This window comes from Citrobacter sp. 172116965, assembly GCF_013458095.1.
Taxonomy (GTDB): Bacteria; Pseudomonadota; Gammaproteobacteria; order Enterobacterales; family Enterobacteriaceae; genus Citrobacter; species Citrobacter braakii.
In genome coordinates this window covers 3,140,080-3,157,929 of sequence record NZ_CP046673.1, presented here as the reverse complement: position 1 = coordinate 3,157,929, position 17,850 = coordinate 3,140,080, and the positions used below count along the sequence as shown (strand labels likewise).

16 protein-coding genes are annotated in these 17,850 nt (G+C 52.6%); all 16 read left to right on the top strand.

Features of this window, described 5'->3' with window-relative positions; genetic code table 11:
- The 16 genes from wcaB to wcaM all read left to right on the top strand — a co-directional run bounded on the left by wcaB (position 1) and on the right by wcaM (position 17,820).
- Positions 1–489, top strand: coding sequence for a colanic acid biosynthesis acetyltransferase WcaB (wcaB, locus tag GPJ68_RS15440; RefSeq protein ID WP_016156923.1), 489 nt, complete (start codon positions 1–3; stop codon positions 487–489).
- Entirely contained in the window at positions 486–1,703 is a 1,218-nt protein-coding gene (gene wcaC / locus GPJ68_RS15435; protein ID WP_049281949.1) for a colanic acid biosynthesis glycosyltransferase WcaC, read from the top strand. The genes wcaB and wcaC overlap by 4 nt, the downstream gene beginning before the upstream one ends.
- A complete protein-coding gene (gene wcaD / locus GPJ68_RS15430; protein ID WP_172860504.1) occupies positions 1,678–2,895 on the top strand; it encodes a colanic acid polymerase WcaD in 1,218 nt (405 codons plus the stop codon). The genes wcaC and wcaD overlap by 26 nt, the downstream gene beginning before the upstream one ends.
- Positions 2,896–2,900: 5 nt before the next feature.
- Positions 2,901–3,647: a colanic acid biosynthesis glycosyltransferase WcaE gene (gene wcaE, locus GPJ68_RS15425; RefSeq protein WP_019077134.1), complete on the top strand. Its 747-nt coding sequence runs from the start codon at positions 2,901–2,903 to the stop codon at positions 3,645–3,647.
- Between the two features lie 9 nt (positions 3,648–3,656).
- Positions 3,657–4,211, top strand: coding sequence for a colanic acid biosynthesis acetyltransferase WcaF (wcaF, locus tag GPJ68_RS15420; RefSeq protein ID WP_016153587.1), 555 nt, complete (start codon positions 3,657–3,659; stop codon positions 4,209–4,211).
- A gap of 24 nt (positions 4,212–4,235) precedes the next feature.
- A complete protein-coding gene (gene gmd / locus GPJ68_RS15415) occupies positions 4,236–5,357 on the top strand; it encodes a GDP-mannose 4,6-dehydratase (protein ID WP_016156920.1) in 1,122 nt (373 codons plus the stop codon).
- 2 nt (positions 5,358–5,359) lie between these two features.
- Positions 5,360–6,325, top strand: coding sequence for a GDP-L-fucose synthase (locus GPJ68_RS15410; RefSeq protein WP_172860503.1), 966 nt, complete (start codon positions 5,360–5,362; stop codon positions 6,323–6,325).
- Positions 6,326–6,327: 2 nt separating this feature from the next.
- Positions 6,328–6,807: a GDP-mannose mannosyl hydrolase gene (locus GPJ68_RS15405; protein ID WP_047359124.1), complete on the top strand. Its 480-nt coding sequence runs from the start codon at positions 6,328–6,330 to the stop codon at positions 6,805–6,807.
- Entirely contained in the window at positions 6,804–8,030 is a 1,227-nt protein-coding gene (gene wcaI / locus GPJ68_RS15400) for a colanic acid biosynthesis fucosyltransferase WcaI (protein WP_104651472.1), read from the top strand. Before GPJ68_RS15405 ends, wcaI begins: the two co-directional genes overlap by 4 nt.
- Entirely contained in the window at positions 8,030–9,466 is a 1,437-nt protein-coding gene (gene cpsB / locus GPJ68_RS15395; RefSeq protein WP_019077131.1) for a mannose-1-phosphate guanyltransferase, read from the top strand. Before wcaI ends, cpsB begins: the two co-directional genes overlap by 1 nt.
- A 127-nt stretch (positions 9,467–9,593) precedes the next feature.
- Positions 9,594–10,964, top strand: a complete 1,371-nt coding sequence (gene cpsG, locus GPJ68_RS15390; protein ID WP_104651473.1) for a colanic acid biosynthesis phosphomannomutase CpsG — start codon at positions 9,594–9,596, stop codon at positions 10,962–10,964.
- Between the two features lie 54 nt (positions 10,965–11,018).
- Positions 11,019–12,413: an undecaprenyl-phosphate glucose phosphotransferase gene (gene wcaJ / locus GPJ68_RS15385; protein ID WP_047413985.1), complete on the top strand. Its 1,395-nt coding sequence runs from the start codon at positions 11,019–11,021 to the stop codon at positions 12,411–12,413.
- 1 nt (position 12,414) lies between these two features.
- Positions 12,415–13,893, top strand: coding sequence for a colanic acid undecaprenyl disphosphate flippase WzxC (gene wzxC / locus GPJ68_RS15380; protein ID WP_019077129.1), 1,479 nt, complete (start codon positions 12,415–12,417; stop codon positions 13,891–13,893).
- Positions 13,894–13,916: 23 nt separating this feature from the next.
- Complete coding sequence (gene wcaK, locus GPJ68_RS15375; protein ID WP_075848357.1) at positions 13,917–15,197, top strand: colanic acid biosynthesis pyruvyl transferase WcaK; 1,281 nt, start codon at positions 13,917–13,919, stop codon at positions 15,195–15,197.
- Positions 15,194–16,414, top strand: a complete 1,221-nt coding sequence (wcaL, locus tag GPJ68_RS15370; protein WP_019077128.1) for a colanic acid biosynthesis glycosyltransferase WcaL — start codon at positions 15,194–15,196, stop codon at positions 16,412–16,414. The genes wcaK and wcaL overlap by 4 nt, the downstream gene beginning before the upstream one ends.
- An 11-nt stretch (positions 16,415–16,425) precedes the next feature.
- Positions 16,426–17,820, top strand: coding sequence for a colanic acid biosynthesis protein WcaM (wcaM, locus tag GPJ68_RS15365; RefSeq protein WP_180836791.1), 1,395 nt, complete (start codon positions 16,426–16,428; stop codon positions 17,818–17,820).
- Positions 17,821–17,850: the final 30 nt, after the last annotated feature.

Below are 17,850 nucleotides of genomic sequence, written 5' to 3'. Positions count from 1 at the left end.
ATGCTGGAAGATTTACGCGCGAACGGCTGGAGTCTGCGACCCTGCTGCATGGTGGTGGCCTATCGGATTGCCCATTTTTGCTCCGTCTGGCGTAAAAAAAATGTCTTGAACAACCTGTGGGCGGCGCCGGTGCTGGTGATGTATCGCCTTATCACTGAATGCGTGTTTGGCTATGAAATCCAGGCCGCTGCATCTATTGGTCGTCGTTTCACCATCCATCATGGCTATGGGGTGGTGATCAATAAACACGTGGTGGCGGGGGATGATTTCACCCTGCGCCATGGCGTCACCATCGGCAATCTTGGCGGCAACGATCTGTCCTGTCCGGTCATCGGTAACGGCGTTGAGCTGGGGGCCAATGTCACTCTGCTTGGCGGCGTTGCCATTGGCGATAACGTGACGATTGGCGCCGGGAGCGTCGTCGTGGATAGCATCCCGGACAATACGTTGGTCGTGGGCGAGAAGGCACGGGTGAAGGTAATAAAATGAAGATATTACAGTTTAATGTGCGGCTCGCAGAAGGCGGGGCGGCAGGCGTGGCGTTAGATTTGCATCTGAGGGCGTTGGAAAAAGGGCTGTCATCGCGTTTTGTCTACGGCTATGGCAAAGGCGGTAAGAAAAGCGTCAGCCATGCGAATTACCCGCAGGTTATCAAACATACGCCGCGTCTGACGTCGGCGGCGAACATTGCGCTGTTTCGTTTCGCGAACCGCGACATGTTTGGCAATCTCGACAAGTTGTACCGTCCGGTTACCCGCACTTCCGGCCCGCTGGTACTGCATTTTCATGTGTTGCACAGCTACTGGTTGAATCTGGAAGAGGTGGTTGCCTTTTGCCAAAAAGTGAAGGCGCATAAACCGGATATCACCTTCGTCTGGACGCTGCACGATCACTGGAGCGTGACCGGGCGCTGTGCCTTTACCGATGGCTGCGAAAGCTGGAAAACGGGCTGTCAGAAATGTCCAACGCTCAGTAACTATCCGCCGGTAAAAATCGATAAAGCCCATCAACAGTTGCCTGGTAAACGGCAGATGTTTCGCGCCATGCTGGCGCTGGGCTGCCAGTTCATCTCGCCCAGTCAGCATGTGGCCGATGCATTCAACAGTCTGTATGGCGCCGGTCGTTGCCGCATTATTAACAACGGCATCGATGTGGTAACGGAAGCCATTCTTGCCGAACTTCCCGCTAAGCATGAGGAAAGCGGCAGACCGAAAATCGCCGTGGTGGCCCATGACCTGCGCTATGACGGAAAAACCAGTCAGCAACTGGTGCGAGCGATGATTGCGCTCGGAGACAAAATTGAGCTGCATACCTTCGGCAAATTTTCTCCGTTTGTCGGGGATAACGTCATCAATCACGGGTTTGAGAGCGATAAGCGCACGTTGATGAGCGCGCTTAACGAGATGGATGGGCTGGTGTTCAGCTCGCGCGTTGATAACTACCCGCTGATTCTGTGTGAAGCGCTTTCCATCGGCGTACCGGTTATTGCTACGCATAGCGATGCCGCGCAGGAAGTGCTGGCGAAATCGGGCGGCAAAACGTTCAGCGAAGCGGACGTTTTGCACCTGGTGCAACTGAAAAGATCAGACATTGCGCAGGCGGTATTTGACACGTCGCTTGCCGCGTTCAGCCAGCGCAGCCGGGTGGCATACAGTGGACAACAGATGCTGGAGGAGTATGTCTCGTTCTATCAGAATCTGTAGCTATCTGGTGCTACCGCTGCTTTATCTGCTGGTTAACGTCAAACTCGCCCAGCTTGGCGAGAGCTTCCCGATAACTATCGTCACGTTTTTGCCCGTTCTGCTGTTGCTGTTTGTCGAGCGCATCAATATTAAAAAATTAATGATTGCGCTGGGCGTGGGGGGCGGACTGACGGCGTTTAACTATCTGTTCGGACAATCACTGGATGCCAGCAAGTACGTGACGTCCGCAATGCTGTTTGTCTATACCGTGGTGATTATCGGTATGGTGTGGAGTATTCGCTTCAAAACCATTTCGCCGCATAACTACATTAAGATCTTGCGTTTTTTCTGGCTGGTTGTGGGCCTGGTGGTGGGGTTAGCTGCGGTGGAAATGGCGCAGATAATTCTTAGTGGCGGCAGCAGTTTAATGGAAGTTATTTCGAAATATCTTATTTACAGTAATAGCTATGTTCTGAACTTTATTAAGTTTGGCGGGAAGCGCACCACTGCACTCTATTTCGAACCGGCATTCTTCGCTCTGGCGTTAATCTCAATTTGGCTCAGTATCAAACAGTTTGGTATCAAAACGCCTAAGTCCGATGCTATGATTCTGGCAGGGATAATATTATCAGGATCGTTTTCAGGGGTAATGACATTTATTTTGTTTTACCTCCTGGAGTGGGCGTTCCAGTATCTGAATAAAGATGCGATAAAAAAGAAGTTGCCGCTGGCGATAATCTCATTAAGCGTGTTTGTCGTTGGTGTGATATTTGCGTTTCCGTACATCGCGACACGGCTTGGAGATTTAGGAACTGAAGGCTCATCATCGTATTATCGTATCGTGGGACCATTAGTAATGGTCGGTTATTCGTTAGTTAACGTTGATGGGGTAGTGAGATTCGGCTCACTTTATGAATATGTTGCGTCATTCGGAATTTTTAACGGTGCAGATGTTGGTAAAACGATAGACAATGGCTTGTATCTGCTGATTATTTATTTTTCATGGTTCGCGGTGATATTAGCCCTGTGGTACATGGGGAAAGTCATGAAGATGATGATCAATGCGTTTGGTGATAATCAGAATTATCGGGTGCAGCTTTATCTTTTTACGCCGCTGTCGCTGTTTTTTACAGGTTCAGTATTTAGTCCGGAATACGCATTTTTAATTGTATGTCCGTTTATTTTGCGCAAGGCGCTGAATATAGCGAGGTAGAACGCATGCTGCTCAGTATTATTACCGTCGCCTTTCGTAATCTGGAAGGGATCGTCAAAACTCACGCGTCGTTAGCTCATCTGGCGCAGGCGGGTGATATCAGTTTTGAGTGGATTGTTGTTGATGGCGGCTCCTCTGACGGTACCTCGGCCTTTCTTGAAGGACTCAGTGGAGAGCACCGGTTACGGTTTGTCAGCGAGCCGGATAAGGGCATCTATGATGCAATGAACAAAGGTATCGCTATGGCGCGCGGGCGGTTTGCGCTGTTCCTCAACTCCGGGGATATTCTGCATGCAGATGCGGCTCATTTTATCCGCCAGCTAAAAACGCAGAGCGATAAAGCGATGGTCATTGGCGATGCGTTGCTGGATTTCGGTAATGGTAACAAAATTAAGCGGCGGGCCAAGCCGGGTTGGTATATTTATCACAGCCTTCCCGCCAGCCATCAGGCAATCTTCTTTCCTCTCTCTGGACTGAATGTCTGGCGCTATGATTTGCAATATAAGATATCGTCTGATTACGCGCTGGCAGCCAAATTATACAAGTCAGGTTACGCGTTTAAAAAGCTGAGCGGGCTGGTGTCAGAGTTTTCCATGGGTGGGGTGTCAACGACGAATAATCTGGAATTGTGCCGGGATGCAAAAAAGGTACAGCGCCAGATATTACACATGCCAGGTTTTTGGACCGGGTTGTCAGAATATTTACGTCTGCGCACAACCGGTAAAACAAAAACCTTATATGGAAAAGCGTAAGGGTACATTATGCAGGATTTAAGCGGCTTCAACGTGCCGGGAGGTTTTCGCGGCGGCGGTGCCATTAAAGTGCAATTATGGTGGGCAGTGCAAGCCACATTATTTCGCTGGTCCCCACAGGTAATGTATCGCTGGCGTGCGTTTTTATTGCGAATGTTTGGCGCAAAAATAGGAAAAAACGTAGTTATTCGACCTTCAGTAAAAATTACTTATCCGTGGAAATTAACCCTGGGAGATTATTCCTGGGTGGGTGATGACGCGGTTTTATATACGCTGGGTGATATTACGATTGGTGCGCACGCGGTTATTTCGCAAAAAAGTTATTTATGCACCGGGAGTCATGATTATGCCAGTCAACATTTTGATATTAACGCCACACCAATTGTAGTTGGTGATAAATGCTGGCTGGCGACAGATGTCTTTGTCGCGCCTGGCGTGACGATTGGCGATGGCACCGTCGTCGGAGCACGCAGCAGTGTATTTAAATCGCTGCCAGCCAATGTCGTTTGTCGGGGAAATCCCGCAATAGTCACACGCGAACGCGTCGAGAAAGTTACTCCCTGAGGGGATCATTTAAGAGGTAATAACATGTCAAAAGTCGCTCTCATCACTGGCGTAACCGGGCAGGATGGTTCTTACCTGGCAGAGTTCCTGCTGGAAAAAGGGTATGAAGTACACGGTATTAAGCGCCGCGCTTCATCATTCAACACCGAACGAGTGGACCACATCTATCAGGATCCGCATTCGGGCAATCCCAAATTCCATCTGCACTATGGCGATTTGACGGACTCCTCCAACCTGACCCGTATTTTACAGGAAGTGCAACCGGATGAGGTCTATAACCTCGGCGCCATGAGTCATGTCGCAGTGTCGTTTGATTCACCGGAATACACCGCGGATGTCGATGCAATCGGCACCTTGCGTTTGCTGGAAGCTATCCGCTTCCTCGGGCTGGAAAAGAAGACCCGTTTTTATCAGGCCTCCACCTCTGAACTGTACGGCCTGGTACAGGAAATTCCGCAGAAAGAGAGCACGCCGTTCTACCCGCGCTCGCCGTATGCCGTTGCCAAGCTGTACGCCTACTGGATAACCGTCAACTACCGCGAATCTTACGGTATGTATGCCTGTAACGGCATTCTGTTTAACCACGAATCTCCGCGCCGCGGCGAAACCTTTGTCACGCGCAAAATTACGCGTGCGATCGCCAACATCGCGCAGGGGCTGGAGTCTTGCCTGTACCTGGGCAATATGGATTCGCTGCGTGACTGGGGGCATGCCAAAGATTACGTCAGGATGCAGTGGATGATGCTGCAGCAGGACAAGCCGGAAGATTTCGTGATTGCCACCGGCGTGCAGTATTCCGTGCGCCAGTTTGTGGAAATGGCCGCCGCTCAGTTGGGGATTAAATTGCGCTTTGAAGGCGAGGGCGTGAATGAGAAAGGCATCGTGGTTTCCGTAACCGGACACGACGCGCCGGGTGTGAAGCCTGGGGATGTCATGATTGCCGTCGATCCGCGCTATTTCCGTCCGGCAGAGGTGGAAACGCTGCTGGGCGATCCGGCCAAAGCACATGAAAAACTGGGCTGGAAGCCGGAAATCACGTTGCGCCAGATGATCTCGGAAATGGTTGCCAACGATCTTGAAGCAGCGAAGAAGCATTCCCTGCTGAAGTCGCACGGTTACGAGGTCGCCATCGCGCTGGAGTACTGAGGATGAAGACACAACGTATTTTTGTGGCGGGCCATCGCGGGATGGTGGGGTCCGCCATCGTCAGACAATTGTCGCAGCGAGATAATGTCGAGCTGGTGCTGCGTACCCGCGACCAACTTAACCTGCTGGACGCAAGTGCGGTGCAGGCGTTCTTTGCCACTGAACGTATTGACCAGGTTTATCTGGCGGCGGCTAAAGTCGGCGGGATCATAGCGAATAATACTTATCCTGCTGATTTTATTTATGAAAACATGATGATTGAGAGCAACATTATTCATGCTGCGCATTTGCATAACGTGAATAAACTGCTGTTCCTCGGATCATCCTGTATTTATCCAAAACAAGCCACCCAGCCAATAGCCGAAAGCGAGCTGTTGCAGGGGCAGCTGGAACCGACCAATGAGCCGTATGCGATTGCCAAAATTGCCGGGATCAAGCTGTGCGAATCGTATAACCGCCAGTATGGCCGCGATTATCGCTCGGTGATGCCGACCAATCTGTATGGGCCGCATGACAACTTCCACCCGAGTAATTCGCATGTGATCCCGGCGCTGCTGCGCCGCTTTCATGACGCTCGCGAGCACAATACGCCGGATGTGGTGGTGTGGGGAAGCGGGACGCCAATGCGTGAATTTCTGCATGTTGACGATATGGCAGCGGCCAGTATCCACGTGATGGAGCTGGCTCAGGAAGTCTTGCAGGAATATACCCAGCCGATGCTGTCGCATATCAATGTGGGGACCGGCGTGGACTGCACTATCCGCGAACTGGCGCAAACTATCGCGCAGGTCGTGGGTTACAAGGGGCGCGTGGTGTTCGACGCCAGCAAACCGGATGGAACGCCGCGCAAATTGCTCGATGTTACGCGTCTGCATCAGTTGGGCTGGTATCACGAGATATCACTGGAAGCGGGGCTTGCCAGTACCTGGCAGTGGTTCCTTGAAAACCAGCAGCGCTACCGGGGGTAAGCATGTTTTTACGTCATGAGGATTTTGCCACCGTAGTACGTTCAACTCCGCTGATTTCCATCGATTTGATCGTGGAAAACACCCACGGTGAATTTCTGCTCGGTAAGCGTCTCAATCGTCCGGCGCAGGGTTACTGGTTTGTGCCCGGCGGTCGGGTGCAAAAAGATGAACCGCTGCACGTGGCCTTTGAGCGGCTTACCGAAACGGAGCTGGGGTTACGTTTACCGCTGTCCGCTGCGGAGTTTTACGGTGTCTGGCAGCACTTCTATGACGACAACTTTTCTGGGGATGATTTCTCAACGCATTACATCGTGCTGGGATTTCGTCTGCGGGTGTCGGAAAACGACTTGCTACTGCCCAATGTCCAACATGATGCGTACCGATGGATGGCGTCTACACAGATTCTGGCCAGTGACCACGTGCACGACAACAGTCGGGCTTACTTCTGTAAAACAAGTCAGGCCGGAGTACCCGGGCTATGAAGATCCTCGTGTATGGCATCAACTATTCGCCGGAGTTGACCGGTATCGGCAAATACACCGGTGAAATGGTGGAGTGGATGGCGCAGCAGGGGCATGACGTTCGGGTGATCACCGCGCCGCCTTATTATCCCCAGTGGAAGGTAAACGGCAGTTATTCATCCTGGCGCTACCGTCGCGAAGAGGGCGACGCCCTCGTCTGGCGTTGTCCGCTGTATGTGCCTGAGCAACCCTCAACGCTCAAGCGCCTGCTGCATTTGGGCAGTTTCGCCCTGAGCAGTTTTCTCCCGCTACTGGCGCAACGTCGCTGGAAGCCGGATCGCATTATCGGCGTGGTGCCGACGCTGTTTTGCACGCCGGGCATGCGCCTGCTGGCAAAGCTTTGTGGCGCACGTACGCTATTGCACGTTCAGGATTACGAAGTCGATGCCATGTTGGGGCTAGGAATGGCGGGCAAAGGCACGTGCGGTATGGTGGCAAAACTGGCCAGCGCCTTTGAGCGCAGTGGGCTGTTGAATATGGACCATATTTCGACGATTTCCCGTTCCATGATGCACAAAGCCATGGAAAAAGGCGTTGCGCCGCACAAGGTTATTTTCTTTCCGAACTGGTCAGAAGTGACGCGCTTTCGTGATGTGAGCGACGCCGATGCCCTGGCGTTGTCTAGGCAACTGGGATTGCCTGCCGATCAAAAGATCGTTCTTTACTCAGGCAATATCGGTGAAAAGCAGGGGCTGGAGAGCGTGATAGACGCAGCGGTCGAGTTGAGCGAACACCCCTGGCTGTTTGTGATTGTCGGGCAGGGCGGTGGTAAAGCGCGGCTGGAGAGCATGGCCTGCGAACGCGGCCTGAATAACGTGATGTTCTTTCCGCTGCAATCATATGACGCGCTGCCAGCGTTGCTCAAGATTGCGGATTGTCATCTGGTCGTGCAAAAGCGTGGTGCGGCTGATGCCGTACTGCCCTCCAAATTGACCAATATCCTCGCTGTTGGTGGTAACGCAGTTATTACTGCCGAACCTGAAACCGAGCTGGGTCAGCTTTGTGACGCTCACCCTGGCATTGCGGTGTGCGTGGAGCCGGAGTCGGTAAACGCGCTGGTTTGCGGTATTAAACGGGCATTGATGATGCCAAAAGTAAACACGGTGGCACGTGATTATGCCGAACGCACGCTGGATAAAGAAAACGTGCTGAGTCAATTTCTTGCAGATATACGGGGTACATGATGAGTCAAAGCAAACTCTTTCCGGTGGTGATGGCCGGTGGCTCGGGGAGCCGTTTATGGCCACTGTCCCGCGTGCTGTACCCAAAGCAGTTCCTGTGCCTGAAAGGCGATCTCACCATGCTGCAGACGACGATTTGCCGTCTGAACGGCGTGGAGTGCGAAAGCCCGGTGGTTATCTGTAATGAACAACACCGTTTTATCGTAGCGGAACAGTTACGACAGCTGCACAAGCTGACTGAGAACATCATTCTCGAACCTGCCGGGCGTAATACGGCACCGGCGATAGCGCTGGCCGCGCTGGCGGCAAAACGTCAAAGTCCGGGTGAGGATCCGCTGCTGCTGGTCTTGGCGGCCGATCACATGATTGCCGACGAAGAGGCATTCCGCGAGGCGGTTCGCAATGCGATGCCCTATGCCGGAGCGGGTAAGCTGGTGACGTTCGGTATCGTGCCGGACCAGCCGGAAACCGGCTATGGCTATATCCGCCGGGGGGAGGTCTCGCCGACGAATACCGACGCCGTGGCTTTTGAAGTGGCACAGTTTGTTGAAAAGCCTAATCTGGAAACCGCGCAGGCTTACGTGACGAGCGGCGACTACTACTGGAACAGCGGCATGTTCTTGTTCCGGGCCGGACGTTACCTGGAAGAACTGAAAAAGTATCGTCCCGACATTCTTGAAGCCTGTGAGAACGCTATGAGTACGGTCGACCCCGATCTCGATTTTATCCGCGTTGATGAACAGGCGTTTCTCGCCTGCCCGGAAGAGTCTGTGGACTATGCGGTAATGGAACGTACCGCCGATGCGGTGGTGATGCCAATGAACGCAGGCTGGAGCGATGTTGGCTCCTGGTCATCGCTGTGGGAAATTAGTGCCCATACCGCTGAAGGCAATGTGCATCACGGCGATGTCATAAGCCACAAAACGGAAAACAGTTACGTGTATGCCGAATCAGGCCTGGTGACGACCGTCGGGGTGAAAGATCTGGTGGTGGTGCAGACCAAAGACGCGGTGCTGATAGCCGATCGCAACGCGGTGCAGGACGTCAAAAAAGTGGTAGAGCAAATTAAGGCTGACGGGCGTCATGAGCATCATATTCACCGCGAAGTTTATCGTCCGTGGGGCAAGTACGACTCAATTGATGCCGGAGAGCGTTACCAGGTGAAGCGAATTACCGTCAAGCCTGGTGAGGGATTGTCTGTGCAGATGCATCATCACCGGGCTGAACACTGGGTTGTGGTTGCCGGTACCGCGAAGGTGACAATCAATGATGATATCAAACTGCTTGCTGAAAACGAGTCTGTCTATATTCCGCTGGGGGCGACCCATTGTCTGGAGAACCCCGGGAAAATCCCGCTCGATCTGATTGAAGTGCGCTCCGGATCTTACCTCGATGAGGATGATGTGGTGCGGTTTGCGGATCGCTACGGGCGCGCGTAACACAACATCATCGTTGCCGGATGGCGGCGTGAACACCTTATCCGGCCTAAAAACTAACGGCTAGTCATTTTGTGAAAAATATCTCCAGTCAGGAGAGGGCTAACTGTTGCCTGAAGAAGGGTAAATCATGACGAAATTAACCTGTTTCAAAGCCTACGATATTCGCGGCAGGCTGGGCGAAGAGCTGAATGAAGAGATCGCGTGGCGAATTGGCCGCGCTTACGGCGAGTTCCTGAAGCCAAAATCTATTGTTCTGGGCGGCGATGTGCGTCTGACCAGCGAGACGCTAAAGCTGGCGCTGGCGAAAGGGCTGCAGGATGCGGGGGTGAATGTGCTGGATATTGGCATGTCGGGCACCGAAGAGATTTACTTCGCCACCTTCCACCTTGGCATTGACGGCGGTATTGAAGTGACCGCCAGCCATAATCCGATGGATTACAACGGTATGAAGCTGGTGCGGGAAGGGGCGCGGCCCATCAGCGGTGATACCGGTCTGCGCGACGTGCAGCGCCTGGCGGAAGCCAACGACTTCTCGGCGGTTGATGCGACAAAACGTGGCCACTACCAGCGTATTACTACCCGCGATGCCTACATCGACCACCTGCTGGGTTACATCAATCCCGGCAGCCTGAAACCGATGAAGCTGGTGCTTAACTCCGGCAACGGTGCGGCAGGTCCGGTGGTTGACGCCATTGAAGCCCGTTTTAAGGCGCTGGGGGTGCCGGTCGAGTTCATCAAAATTCACAATACGCCGGATGGCAACTTCCCCAACGGTATCCCCAATCCTCTGCTGCCGGAATGCCGGGCCGACACGCGCAATGCGGTGATTGAACACGGTGCGGATATGGGGATTGCCTTCGACGGTGATTTTGACCGCTGCTTCTTGTTCGATGAAAAAGGTCAGTTCATTGAGGGCTATTACATTGTGGGCCTGCTGGCGGAAGCGTTTCTGGAGAAGAATCCGGGGGCGAAAATTATCCACGACCCGCGCCTGTCCTGGAACACTGTGGACGTGGTGACGGCGGCAGGCGGTAAACCGGTGATGTCAAAAACCGGGCACGCGTTTATCAAAGAGCGCATGCGCCATGAAGATGCCATTTATGGTGGTGAAATGAGCGCGCATCACTATTTCCGTGATTTTGCTTACTGCGACAGCGGAATGATCCCGTGGCTGCTGGTGGCGGAACTGCTGAGTCTGAAAGGACAGTCGCTGGGTGAACTGGTCCGTGACCGGATGGTGGCCTATCCGGCGAGTGGGGAAATCAACAGCACGCTGGCAGAGCCGGCGGCAGCGATTGCGCGTGTGGAGCAGCACTTTTCCCGTGAGGCGCTGACGGTGGACAGAACGGACGGTATCAGCATGGCGTTTGTCGACTGGCGCTTCAATTTACGCTCTTCCAATACCGAACCGGTGGTGCGCCTTAACGTGGAATCGCGCGGAAATATTCCGTTGATGGAAGCGCGAACGCGCACTCTTCTGGCGTTACTGAATCAGTAATGCCGGTGCTTCCTTTGCCCGCTTATGGGCAAAGGGTGACTAACAGGAACCACGATGACACATCTAAAAAAGCGCGAACGCGCCAAAACCAATGCGTCGTTAATTTCGATGGTGCAACGCTTTTCAGATATCACCATCATGTTTGGCGGGTTGTGGGTGATCTGCGAATTAAGCGGTTTGCCTTTCCTGTATATGCACCTGCTGGTGGCGCTGATCACGCTGGTCGTTTTTCAGATGCTCGGTGGCATAACGGATTTTTATCGCTCCTGGCGCGGCGTCAAAATTTCCACTGAGCTGGTGCTGTTACTACAAAACTGGACGCTGAGCCTGATTTTTAGCGCAGGTCTGATCGCCTTTAATAACGATTTCGATAACCGTCTCGCCGTCTGGCTGGCATGGTATCTCCTATCAAGCGTCGGCCTGGTGTTGAGTCGTTCGTTTATTCGCTACGGTGCGGGGTGGCTGCGTAATCGTGGTTACAACACCCGCCGGGTGGCGGTGGCTGGCGACCTGCCCGCCGGACAAATGCTGCTGGACAGTTTTCGCCATGAACCGTGGCTGGGATTTGAAGTGGCGGGGGTCTATCACGACCCAATCCCTGGAAAAAACTCCCGCGACTGGGCCGGTAATCTGCAACAACTGGTGGACGACGCCAAAGCTTCACGCATTCATAACGTTTATATCGCCATGTCGATGAGCGATGGCGCCAGCGTAAAAAAACTGGTGCGTGAGTTGGCCGACACTACCTGCTCGGTGATCCTCATTCCTGATGTCTTTACCTTCAATATTCTGCATTCACGGATTGAAGAGATGAACGGCGTTCCGGTTGTGCCGCTGTATGACACGCCGCTTTCGGGGATTAATCGCCTGTTAAAGCGCACGGAAGATATCGTGCTGGCTTCACTGATCCTGCTGCTTATTTCCCCGGTGCTGTGTGGTATTGCGCTGCTGGTAAAACTGACCTCCAAAGGTCCGGTGATTTTCCGCCAGACCCGCTATGGCATGGACGGGAAGCCGATCAAAGTCTGGAAGTTTCGCTCGATGAAAGTGATGGAGAACGACGCGGTGGTGACGCAGGCGACCCAAAACGATCCGCGCGTTACTCCTGTGGGAAATTTCCTGCGCCGGACGTCGCTCGATGAACTGCCGCAGTTTATTAACGTCCTGACCGGGGGGATGTCTATCGTCGGCCCACGTCCGCATGCGGTGGCGCATAACGAACAGTACCGCCAACTGATCGAGGGGTACATGTTACGCCATAAGGTGAAACCGGGCATTACCGGCTGGGCGCAAATCAACGGCTGGCGCGGTGAAACCGATACGCTGGAAAAAATGGAAAAACGTGTGGAGTTTGACCTCGAATACATTCGCGAGTGGAGCGTGTGGTTCGATATCAAAATTGTTTTTCTGACGGTATTCAAAGGCTTTGTGAACAAAGCGGCGTATTAACATGAGCTTACGAGAAAAAACGCTTAATGGCGCAAAGTGGTCGGCGATTGCCACGGTGATCATTATTGGTCTGGGACTTATCCAGATGACCGTCCTGGCGCGGATTATTGATAACCACCAGTTTGGGTTGCTAACCGTGTCGCTGGTGATCATTGCGCTGGCCGATACGCTGTCGGATTTCGGTATCGCCAATTCAATTATTCAGCGCAAAGACATCGGTTATCTTGAGCTGACGACGCTGTACTGGCTCAACGTTGGGCTGGGTATGGTGGTATGTGTGGTGATGTTTCTGCTTAGCGGGACGATTGCCAGCGTGCTCAATAATCCCGAACTGGCGCCACTCATCAAAACCTTATCGCTGGCGTTTGTGGTGATACCGCACGGGCAGCAGTTTCGCGCGCTGATGCAAAAAGAGCTGGCCTTCAACAAAATTGGCATGATTGAAACCAGTTCGGTGTTGGCCGGTTTTACCTTTACCGTGGTCAGCGCCCATTTCTGGCCGCTCGCGCTGACGGCCATTCTCGGGTATCTGGTGAACAGTACGCTACGAACGCTGCTGTTCGGCTATTTTGGTCGCCGGATTTACCGTCCGGGGCTGCATTTTTCGCTGGCATCCGTTTCGTCGAACCTGCGTTTTGGTGCGTGGCTGACGGCAGACAGCATTATCAATTACCTCAATACCAACCTTTCCACGTTGGTTTTAGCCAGAACGTTGGGCGCAGGTGTGGCGGGCGGATTCAATCTCGCCTGGAACGTGGCGGTTGTTCCCCCGATCAAACTGAACCCGATTATTACCCGTGTCCTGTTTCCGGCGTTTGCCAAAATTCAGGACGACAGTGAAAAGCTACGGGTGAATTTTTACAAGCTGCTGTCGGTGGTTGGGATCATCAACTTCCCGGTACTCCTGGGATTGATGGTGGTGTCGAACAATGTGGTGCCGCTGGTATTTGGCGAGAAGTGGAACGGTATTATTCCCGTCTTGCAACTGCTGTGCATTGTTGGACTGCTGCGCTCTGTGGGGAATCCGATCGGTTCACTGCTGATGGCGAAAGCACGGGTCGACATCAGCTTCAAATTCAATGTGTTCAAAACCTTTCTGTTTATTCCCGCCATTTTCATCGGTGGTCATCAGGCCGGGGCGATTGGCGTGACGCTGGGCTTTTTGCTGGTCCAGGTGATTAACACGATCCTCAGTTACTTCGTGATGATCAAACCTGTTCTTGGCTCCAGCTACCGCCAGTACATGCTCAGTCTGTGGCTGCCATTGTATCTCTCTTTACCGACCCTTGTGGTGAGCTATGCGCTGGACGTAATGCTGCGCAGCCAACTGTCGCCAGGTGCGTTGCTGGGGATCCAGGTAGCGGCAGGAGCGCTGGCGTTTGCGGCGATGATTGTGGTGTCGCGCCATCCGTTAGTGGTGGAAATAAAACGCCAGCTCTGCCGCAGTGAAAAAATGAAAACCTTGCTTCGTGCAGGATAAGAACAACGCTTTAAGAGGTCATAATGAAACTATTAATTTTAGGCAACCATACCTGTGGGAACCGTGGGGATAGCGCGATTCTGCGCGGTTTGCTGGATGCCATTAACGCGTTGCGTCCTGAGACTGAAGTGGATGTTATGAGCCGTTATCCGGTGAGTTCTTCGTGGTTGCTGAACCGCCCGGTGATGGGCGATCCGCTGTATTCGCAGATGAAGCAACACAATAATGCTGCGGGCGTTATGGGACGCGTGAAGAAAGTGCTGCGTCGTCGCTATCAGCATCAGGTGCTGCTCTCGCGTGTCACCGATTCCGGTAATCTGCGCAATATCGCGATCGCCCAGGGGTTTACCGATTTTGTTCGTCTGCTGTCGCACTACGACGCCATTATCCAGGTCGGCGGATCGTTTTTTGTCGATCTGTATGGCGTACCGCAGTTTGAACATGCCCTGTGTACGTTTATGGCGAAAAAACCGCTGTACATGATTGGCCACAGCGTGGGGCCATTCCAGGATGAACAGTTTAATCAACTGGCGAACTACGTTTTTGGACACTGTAATGCGTTGATTTTGCGTGAATCCGTCAGTCTGGATCTGATGAAGCGCAGTGCAATAAACACGGATAAAGTCGAAACCGGGGTAGATACCGCCTGGCTGGTAAATAACCATGATGAGGATTATGAGCCTGGTTATGCCGTACAGCACTGGTTACACATGGCGGCAAAACAGAAGACCGTTGCCATTACTCTGCGTGAGCTGGCTCCTTTTGATAAGCGTCTGGGGACAACGCAGCAGGCCTATGAGCAAGCCTTTGCCGGGGTAGTGAACCGCATCCTTGATGAAGGTTACCAGGTGATAGCGCTGTCAACCTGTACCGGTATTGATAGTTACAACAAAGATGACCGCATGGTGGCGTTGAACCTGCGCCAGTATATTAACGACCCGGGCCGTTATCACGTGGTGATGGATGAACTCAACGACCTGGAGATGGGGAAAATTTTGGCTGCATGCGATCTGACTGTGGGGACTCGTTTACACTCGGCCATCATCTCGATGAATTTTATGACGCCAGCCATCGCCATTAATTATGAGCATAAATCGGCAGGGATCATGCAACAACTGGGGTTAGCAGAGATGGCCGTCGATATTCGCCATCTGCTCGATGGCAGCCTGGAAGGAAAGGTCGCCGATGCTCTCGGACAGCTACCTGAGCTGAACATACGTCTCGGCGACGCGGTTAGGCGTGAGCGTGAACGTGGGGTGAACATGGTGCAATCGGTTTTAACGCGTATTGAGGGGGAAAAATGAAGGTTGGCTTTTTCCTGCTTAAATTTCCGCTCTCCTCCGAGACCTTTGTACTCAATCAGATTACCGCATTTATCGACATGGGCTACGACGTGGAAATTGTCGCGTTGCACAAGGGCGATCTTGAAAATACCCATGCTTCATTTAATACCTACCGTCTGGGTGAAAAAACGCGCTGGTTACTGAATGAGCCGAACAGCAAACTGGCGAAGCTTAAGTATAGGGCAGTGGCGGCCCTGCGCGGTATTACCCGCTCAGCCACCTGGAAAGCGCTGAATGTTTCACGCTATGGCGATGAGGCGCGCAATCTGATTTTGGCGGCCATTTGTGGCGCGAACCCGCGGGCGTTTGAAGCGGATGTGTTTATCGCTCATTTTGGACCCGCAGGCGTAACGGCCGCCAAGCTGCGTGAGCTAGGGATGATCCGCGGCAAAATCGCCACGGTATTTCACGGCATTGATGTTTCGCATCGGGATGTGCTTGCCCACTACACCCCTGAATATCAGCAACTGTTTGAACGTGGGGATTTGATGTTACCTATCAGCAACCTCTGGGCCGGACGTTTAAAAAATATGGGGTGCCCGCCGCAGAAAATTGCGGTCTCGCGCATGGGAATCGATATGACGCGCTTTACGCCACGCCAGTTGAAATCGCCTGCCGCCCCGCTGGAGATTATCTCTGTCGCCCGGTTAACTGAGAAAAAAGGACTGCACGTTGCCATCGAAGCCTGTCGTCAGTTGAAAGAGCAGGGCGTCGCATTCCGTTATCGCATCCTTGGCATTGGCCCCTGGGAGCGTCGTCTGCGTACGCTAATCGAGCAATATCAACTTGATGATGTGATTGAGATGCCAGGCTTTAAACCCAGTCATCAGGTGAAGGAAATGCTTGAGCAGGCCGATGTCTTTTTGCTGCCCTCAATTACCGGAAGGGATGGCGATATGGAGGGGATCCCGGTGGCGCTGATGGAGGCGATGGCGGTGGGCATCCCGGTGATTTCCACCGTCCATAGTGGGATCCCTGAACTGGTCGAGTCGGGCAAGTCTGGCTGGCTGGCACCGGAAAACGATGCGCAGGCGCTGGCAGAGCGATTAGCGGCATTTAGCCTGCTCGACAGTGAGCAGGTGCAGCCGATTGTGCAGTGCGCGCGAGAAAAAATTGCAACTGAATTTAATCAGTTAGCGATCAATAAACAGTTAGCCAGTCTGCTGCAAACGATGTAAATCGAGGTTGTATGTCAGAGAACAAACTCTCACGCCGTACTTTTCTGACGGCAGGCTCTGCGCTTGTCGTACTGCATACTCCCGTTGTCCGGGCGCTTGAATCATCGGGCAGCGTCAACATTCAGGATTACAACCCAAAGGATTGGGTCGCTTCTTTCAGGCAGGCGTTCAAAGAAGGACAAACGGTCGTCGTACCAAATGGACTGGAATGTAAGGATCTCAATACCGCAGTTGTTATCCCGCCTGGCAAAACGCTACACCTGCAAGGCAGAATCAGCGGCAATGGCCGTGGGCGCTTTGTTCTGCAGGATGGATGCAAGGTGATGGGCGAGCAGGGCGGGAGCCTGAGGAACGTTACCCTCGATGTGCGGGGTTCGGACTGTGTGATAAAAGGGATTGCCATGAGCGGTTTCGGTCCGGTGACGCAAATCTATATCGGCGGTAAAACCTCGAGGCTGATGCGTAATCTGACTATCGATGATATTACCGTCACGCGCGCTAACTATGGCATTTTGCGTCAGGGTTTTCATAACCGAATGGACGGCGTAAAGATCACGAACAGCCGTTTTAGCGATTTACAGGGTGATGCAATTGAGTGGAATGTGGCGATAAACGACAGCAATATCCTCATTTCTGACCATGTCATTGAACGTATCAACTGTACCAACGGCAACGTGAACTGGGGCATTGGCATCGGTCTGGCGGGGAGTACCTATGACAATACCTATCCCGATGAACTGGCGGTAAAAAACTTTGTGGTAGCGAACATCACCGGTAGCGACTGCCGACAGTTAGTGCATGTGGAGAACGGCAAACACTTTATTATTCGTAATATTACCGCGCGAAATATCATCCTGAATTATAGTAAGAAAGCGGGCATTGATAATGCGACGGTCGCTATTTACGGATGTGATAATTTCGTAATTGATAATATCAATATGGAGAATAGCGCAGGTATGCTCATTGGTTACGGCGTAATCAAAGGGCGTTATTTATCCATTCCACAAAACTTTAAGTTAAATAATATCCATCTGGATAATACGAAACGTGAATACAAATTGCGCGGTATTCAGATCTCCTCTGGTAATGCGACTTCATTTGTGGCGATTACCAATGTGGAGATGAAACGTGCCACGCTTGAGTTGCATAACCAACCACAGCACCTTTTTTTACGTAACATCAGGGTTATGCAGCAATCCGCGACGGGACCCGCACTCAAGATGCACTTCGATCTCCGTAAGGATGTGCGCGGCAAGTTTATGGCTAAACAGGACACATTACTCTCGCTGGCGAATGTCCATGCGGTAAACGAAACCGGGCAAAGCTCAGTTGACATCGACCGGGTAAACCATCAGGTGGTGAATGTCGAAGCGGTGAATTTTCGACTCCCGGGACGGGAGCGGTAACTTTGCGACCATTCCTGGCTAAAGTGACAC

What these genes read in the sequence shown, in the direction of transcription:
- wcaB (WP_016156923.1), top strand. Translation starts at nt 1, where the DNA reads ATGCTGGAAGATTTACGCGCGAACGGCTGGAGTCTGCGACCCTGCTGC.
- wcaC (WP_049281949.1), top strand. Translation starts at nt 486, where the DNA reads ATGAAGATATTACAGTTTAATGTGCGGCTCGCAGAAGGCGGGGCGGCA.
- wcaD (WP_172860504.1), top strand. Translation starts at nt 1,678, where the DNA reads ATGTCTCGTTCTATCAGAATCTGTAGCTATCTGGTGCTACCGCTGCTT.
- wcaE (WP_019077134.1), top strand. Translation starts at nt 2,901, where the DNA reads ATGCTGCTCAGTATTATTACCGTCGCCTTTCGTAATCTGGAAGGGATC.
- wcaF (WP_016153587.1), top strand. Translation starts at nt 3,657, where the DNA reads ATGCAGGATTTAAGCGGCTTCAACGTGCCGGGAGGTTTTCGCGGCGGC.
- gmd (WP_016156920.1), top strand. Translation starts at nt 4,236, where the DNA reads ATGTCAAAAGTCGCTCTCATCACTGGCGTAACCGGGCAGGATGGTTCT.
- GPJ68_RS15410 (WP_172860503.1), top strand. Translation starts at nt 5,360, where the DNA reads ATGAAGACACAACGTATTTTTGTGGCGGGCCATCGCGGGATGGTGGGG.
- GPJ68_RS15405 (WP_047359124.1), top strand. Translation starts at nt 6,328, where the DNA reads ATGTTTTTACGTCATGAGGATTTTGCCACCGTAGTACGTTCAACTCCG.
- wcaI (WP_104651472.1), top strand. Translation starts at nt 6,804, where the DNA reads ATGAAGATCCTCGTGTATGGCATCAACTATTCGCCGGAGTTGACCGGT.
- cpsB (WP_019077131.1), top strand. Translation starts at nt 8,030, where the DNA reads ATGAGTCAAAGCAAACTCTTTCCGGTGGTGATGGCCGGTGGCTCGGGG.
- cpsG (WP_104651473.1), top strand. Translation starts at nt 9,594, where the DNA reads ATGACGAAATTAACCTGTTTCAAAGCCTACGATATTCGCGGCAGGCTG.
- wcaJ (WP_047413985.1), top strand. Translation starts at nt 11,019, where the DNA reads ATGACACATCTAAAAAAGCGCGAACGCGCCAAAACCAATGCGTCGTTA.
- wzxC (WP_019077129.1), top strand. Translation starts at nt 12,415, where the DNA reads ATGAGCTTACGAGAAAAAACGCTTAATGGCGCAAAGTGGTCGGCGATT.
- wcaK (WP_075848357.1), top strand. Translation starts at nt 13,917, where the DNA reads ATGAAACTATTAATTTTAGGCAACCATACCTGTGGGAACCGTGGGGAT.
- wcaL (WP_019077128.1), top strand. Translation starts at nt 15,194, where the DNA reads ATGAAGGTTGGCTTTTTCCTGCTTAAATTTCCGCTCTCCTCCGAGACC.
- wcaM (WP_180836791.1), top strand. Translation starts at nt 16,426, where the DNA reads ATGTCAGAGAACAAACTCTCACGCCGTACTTTTCTGACGGCAGGCTCT.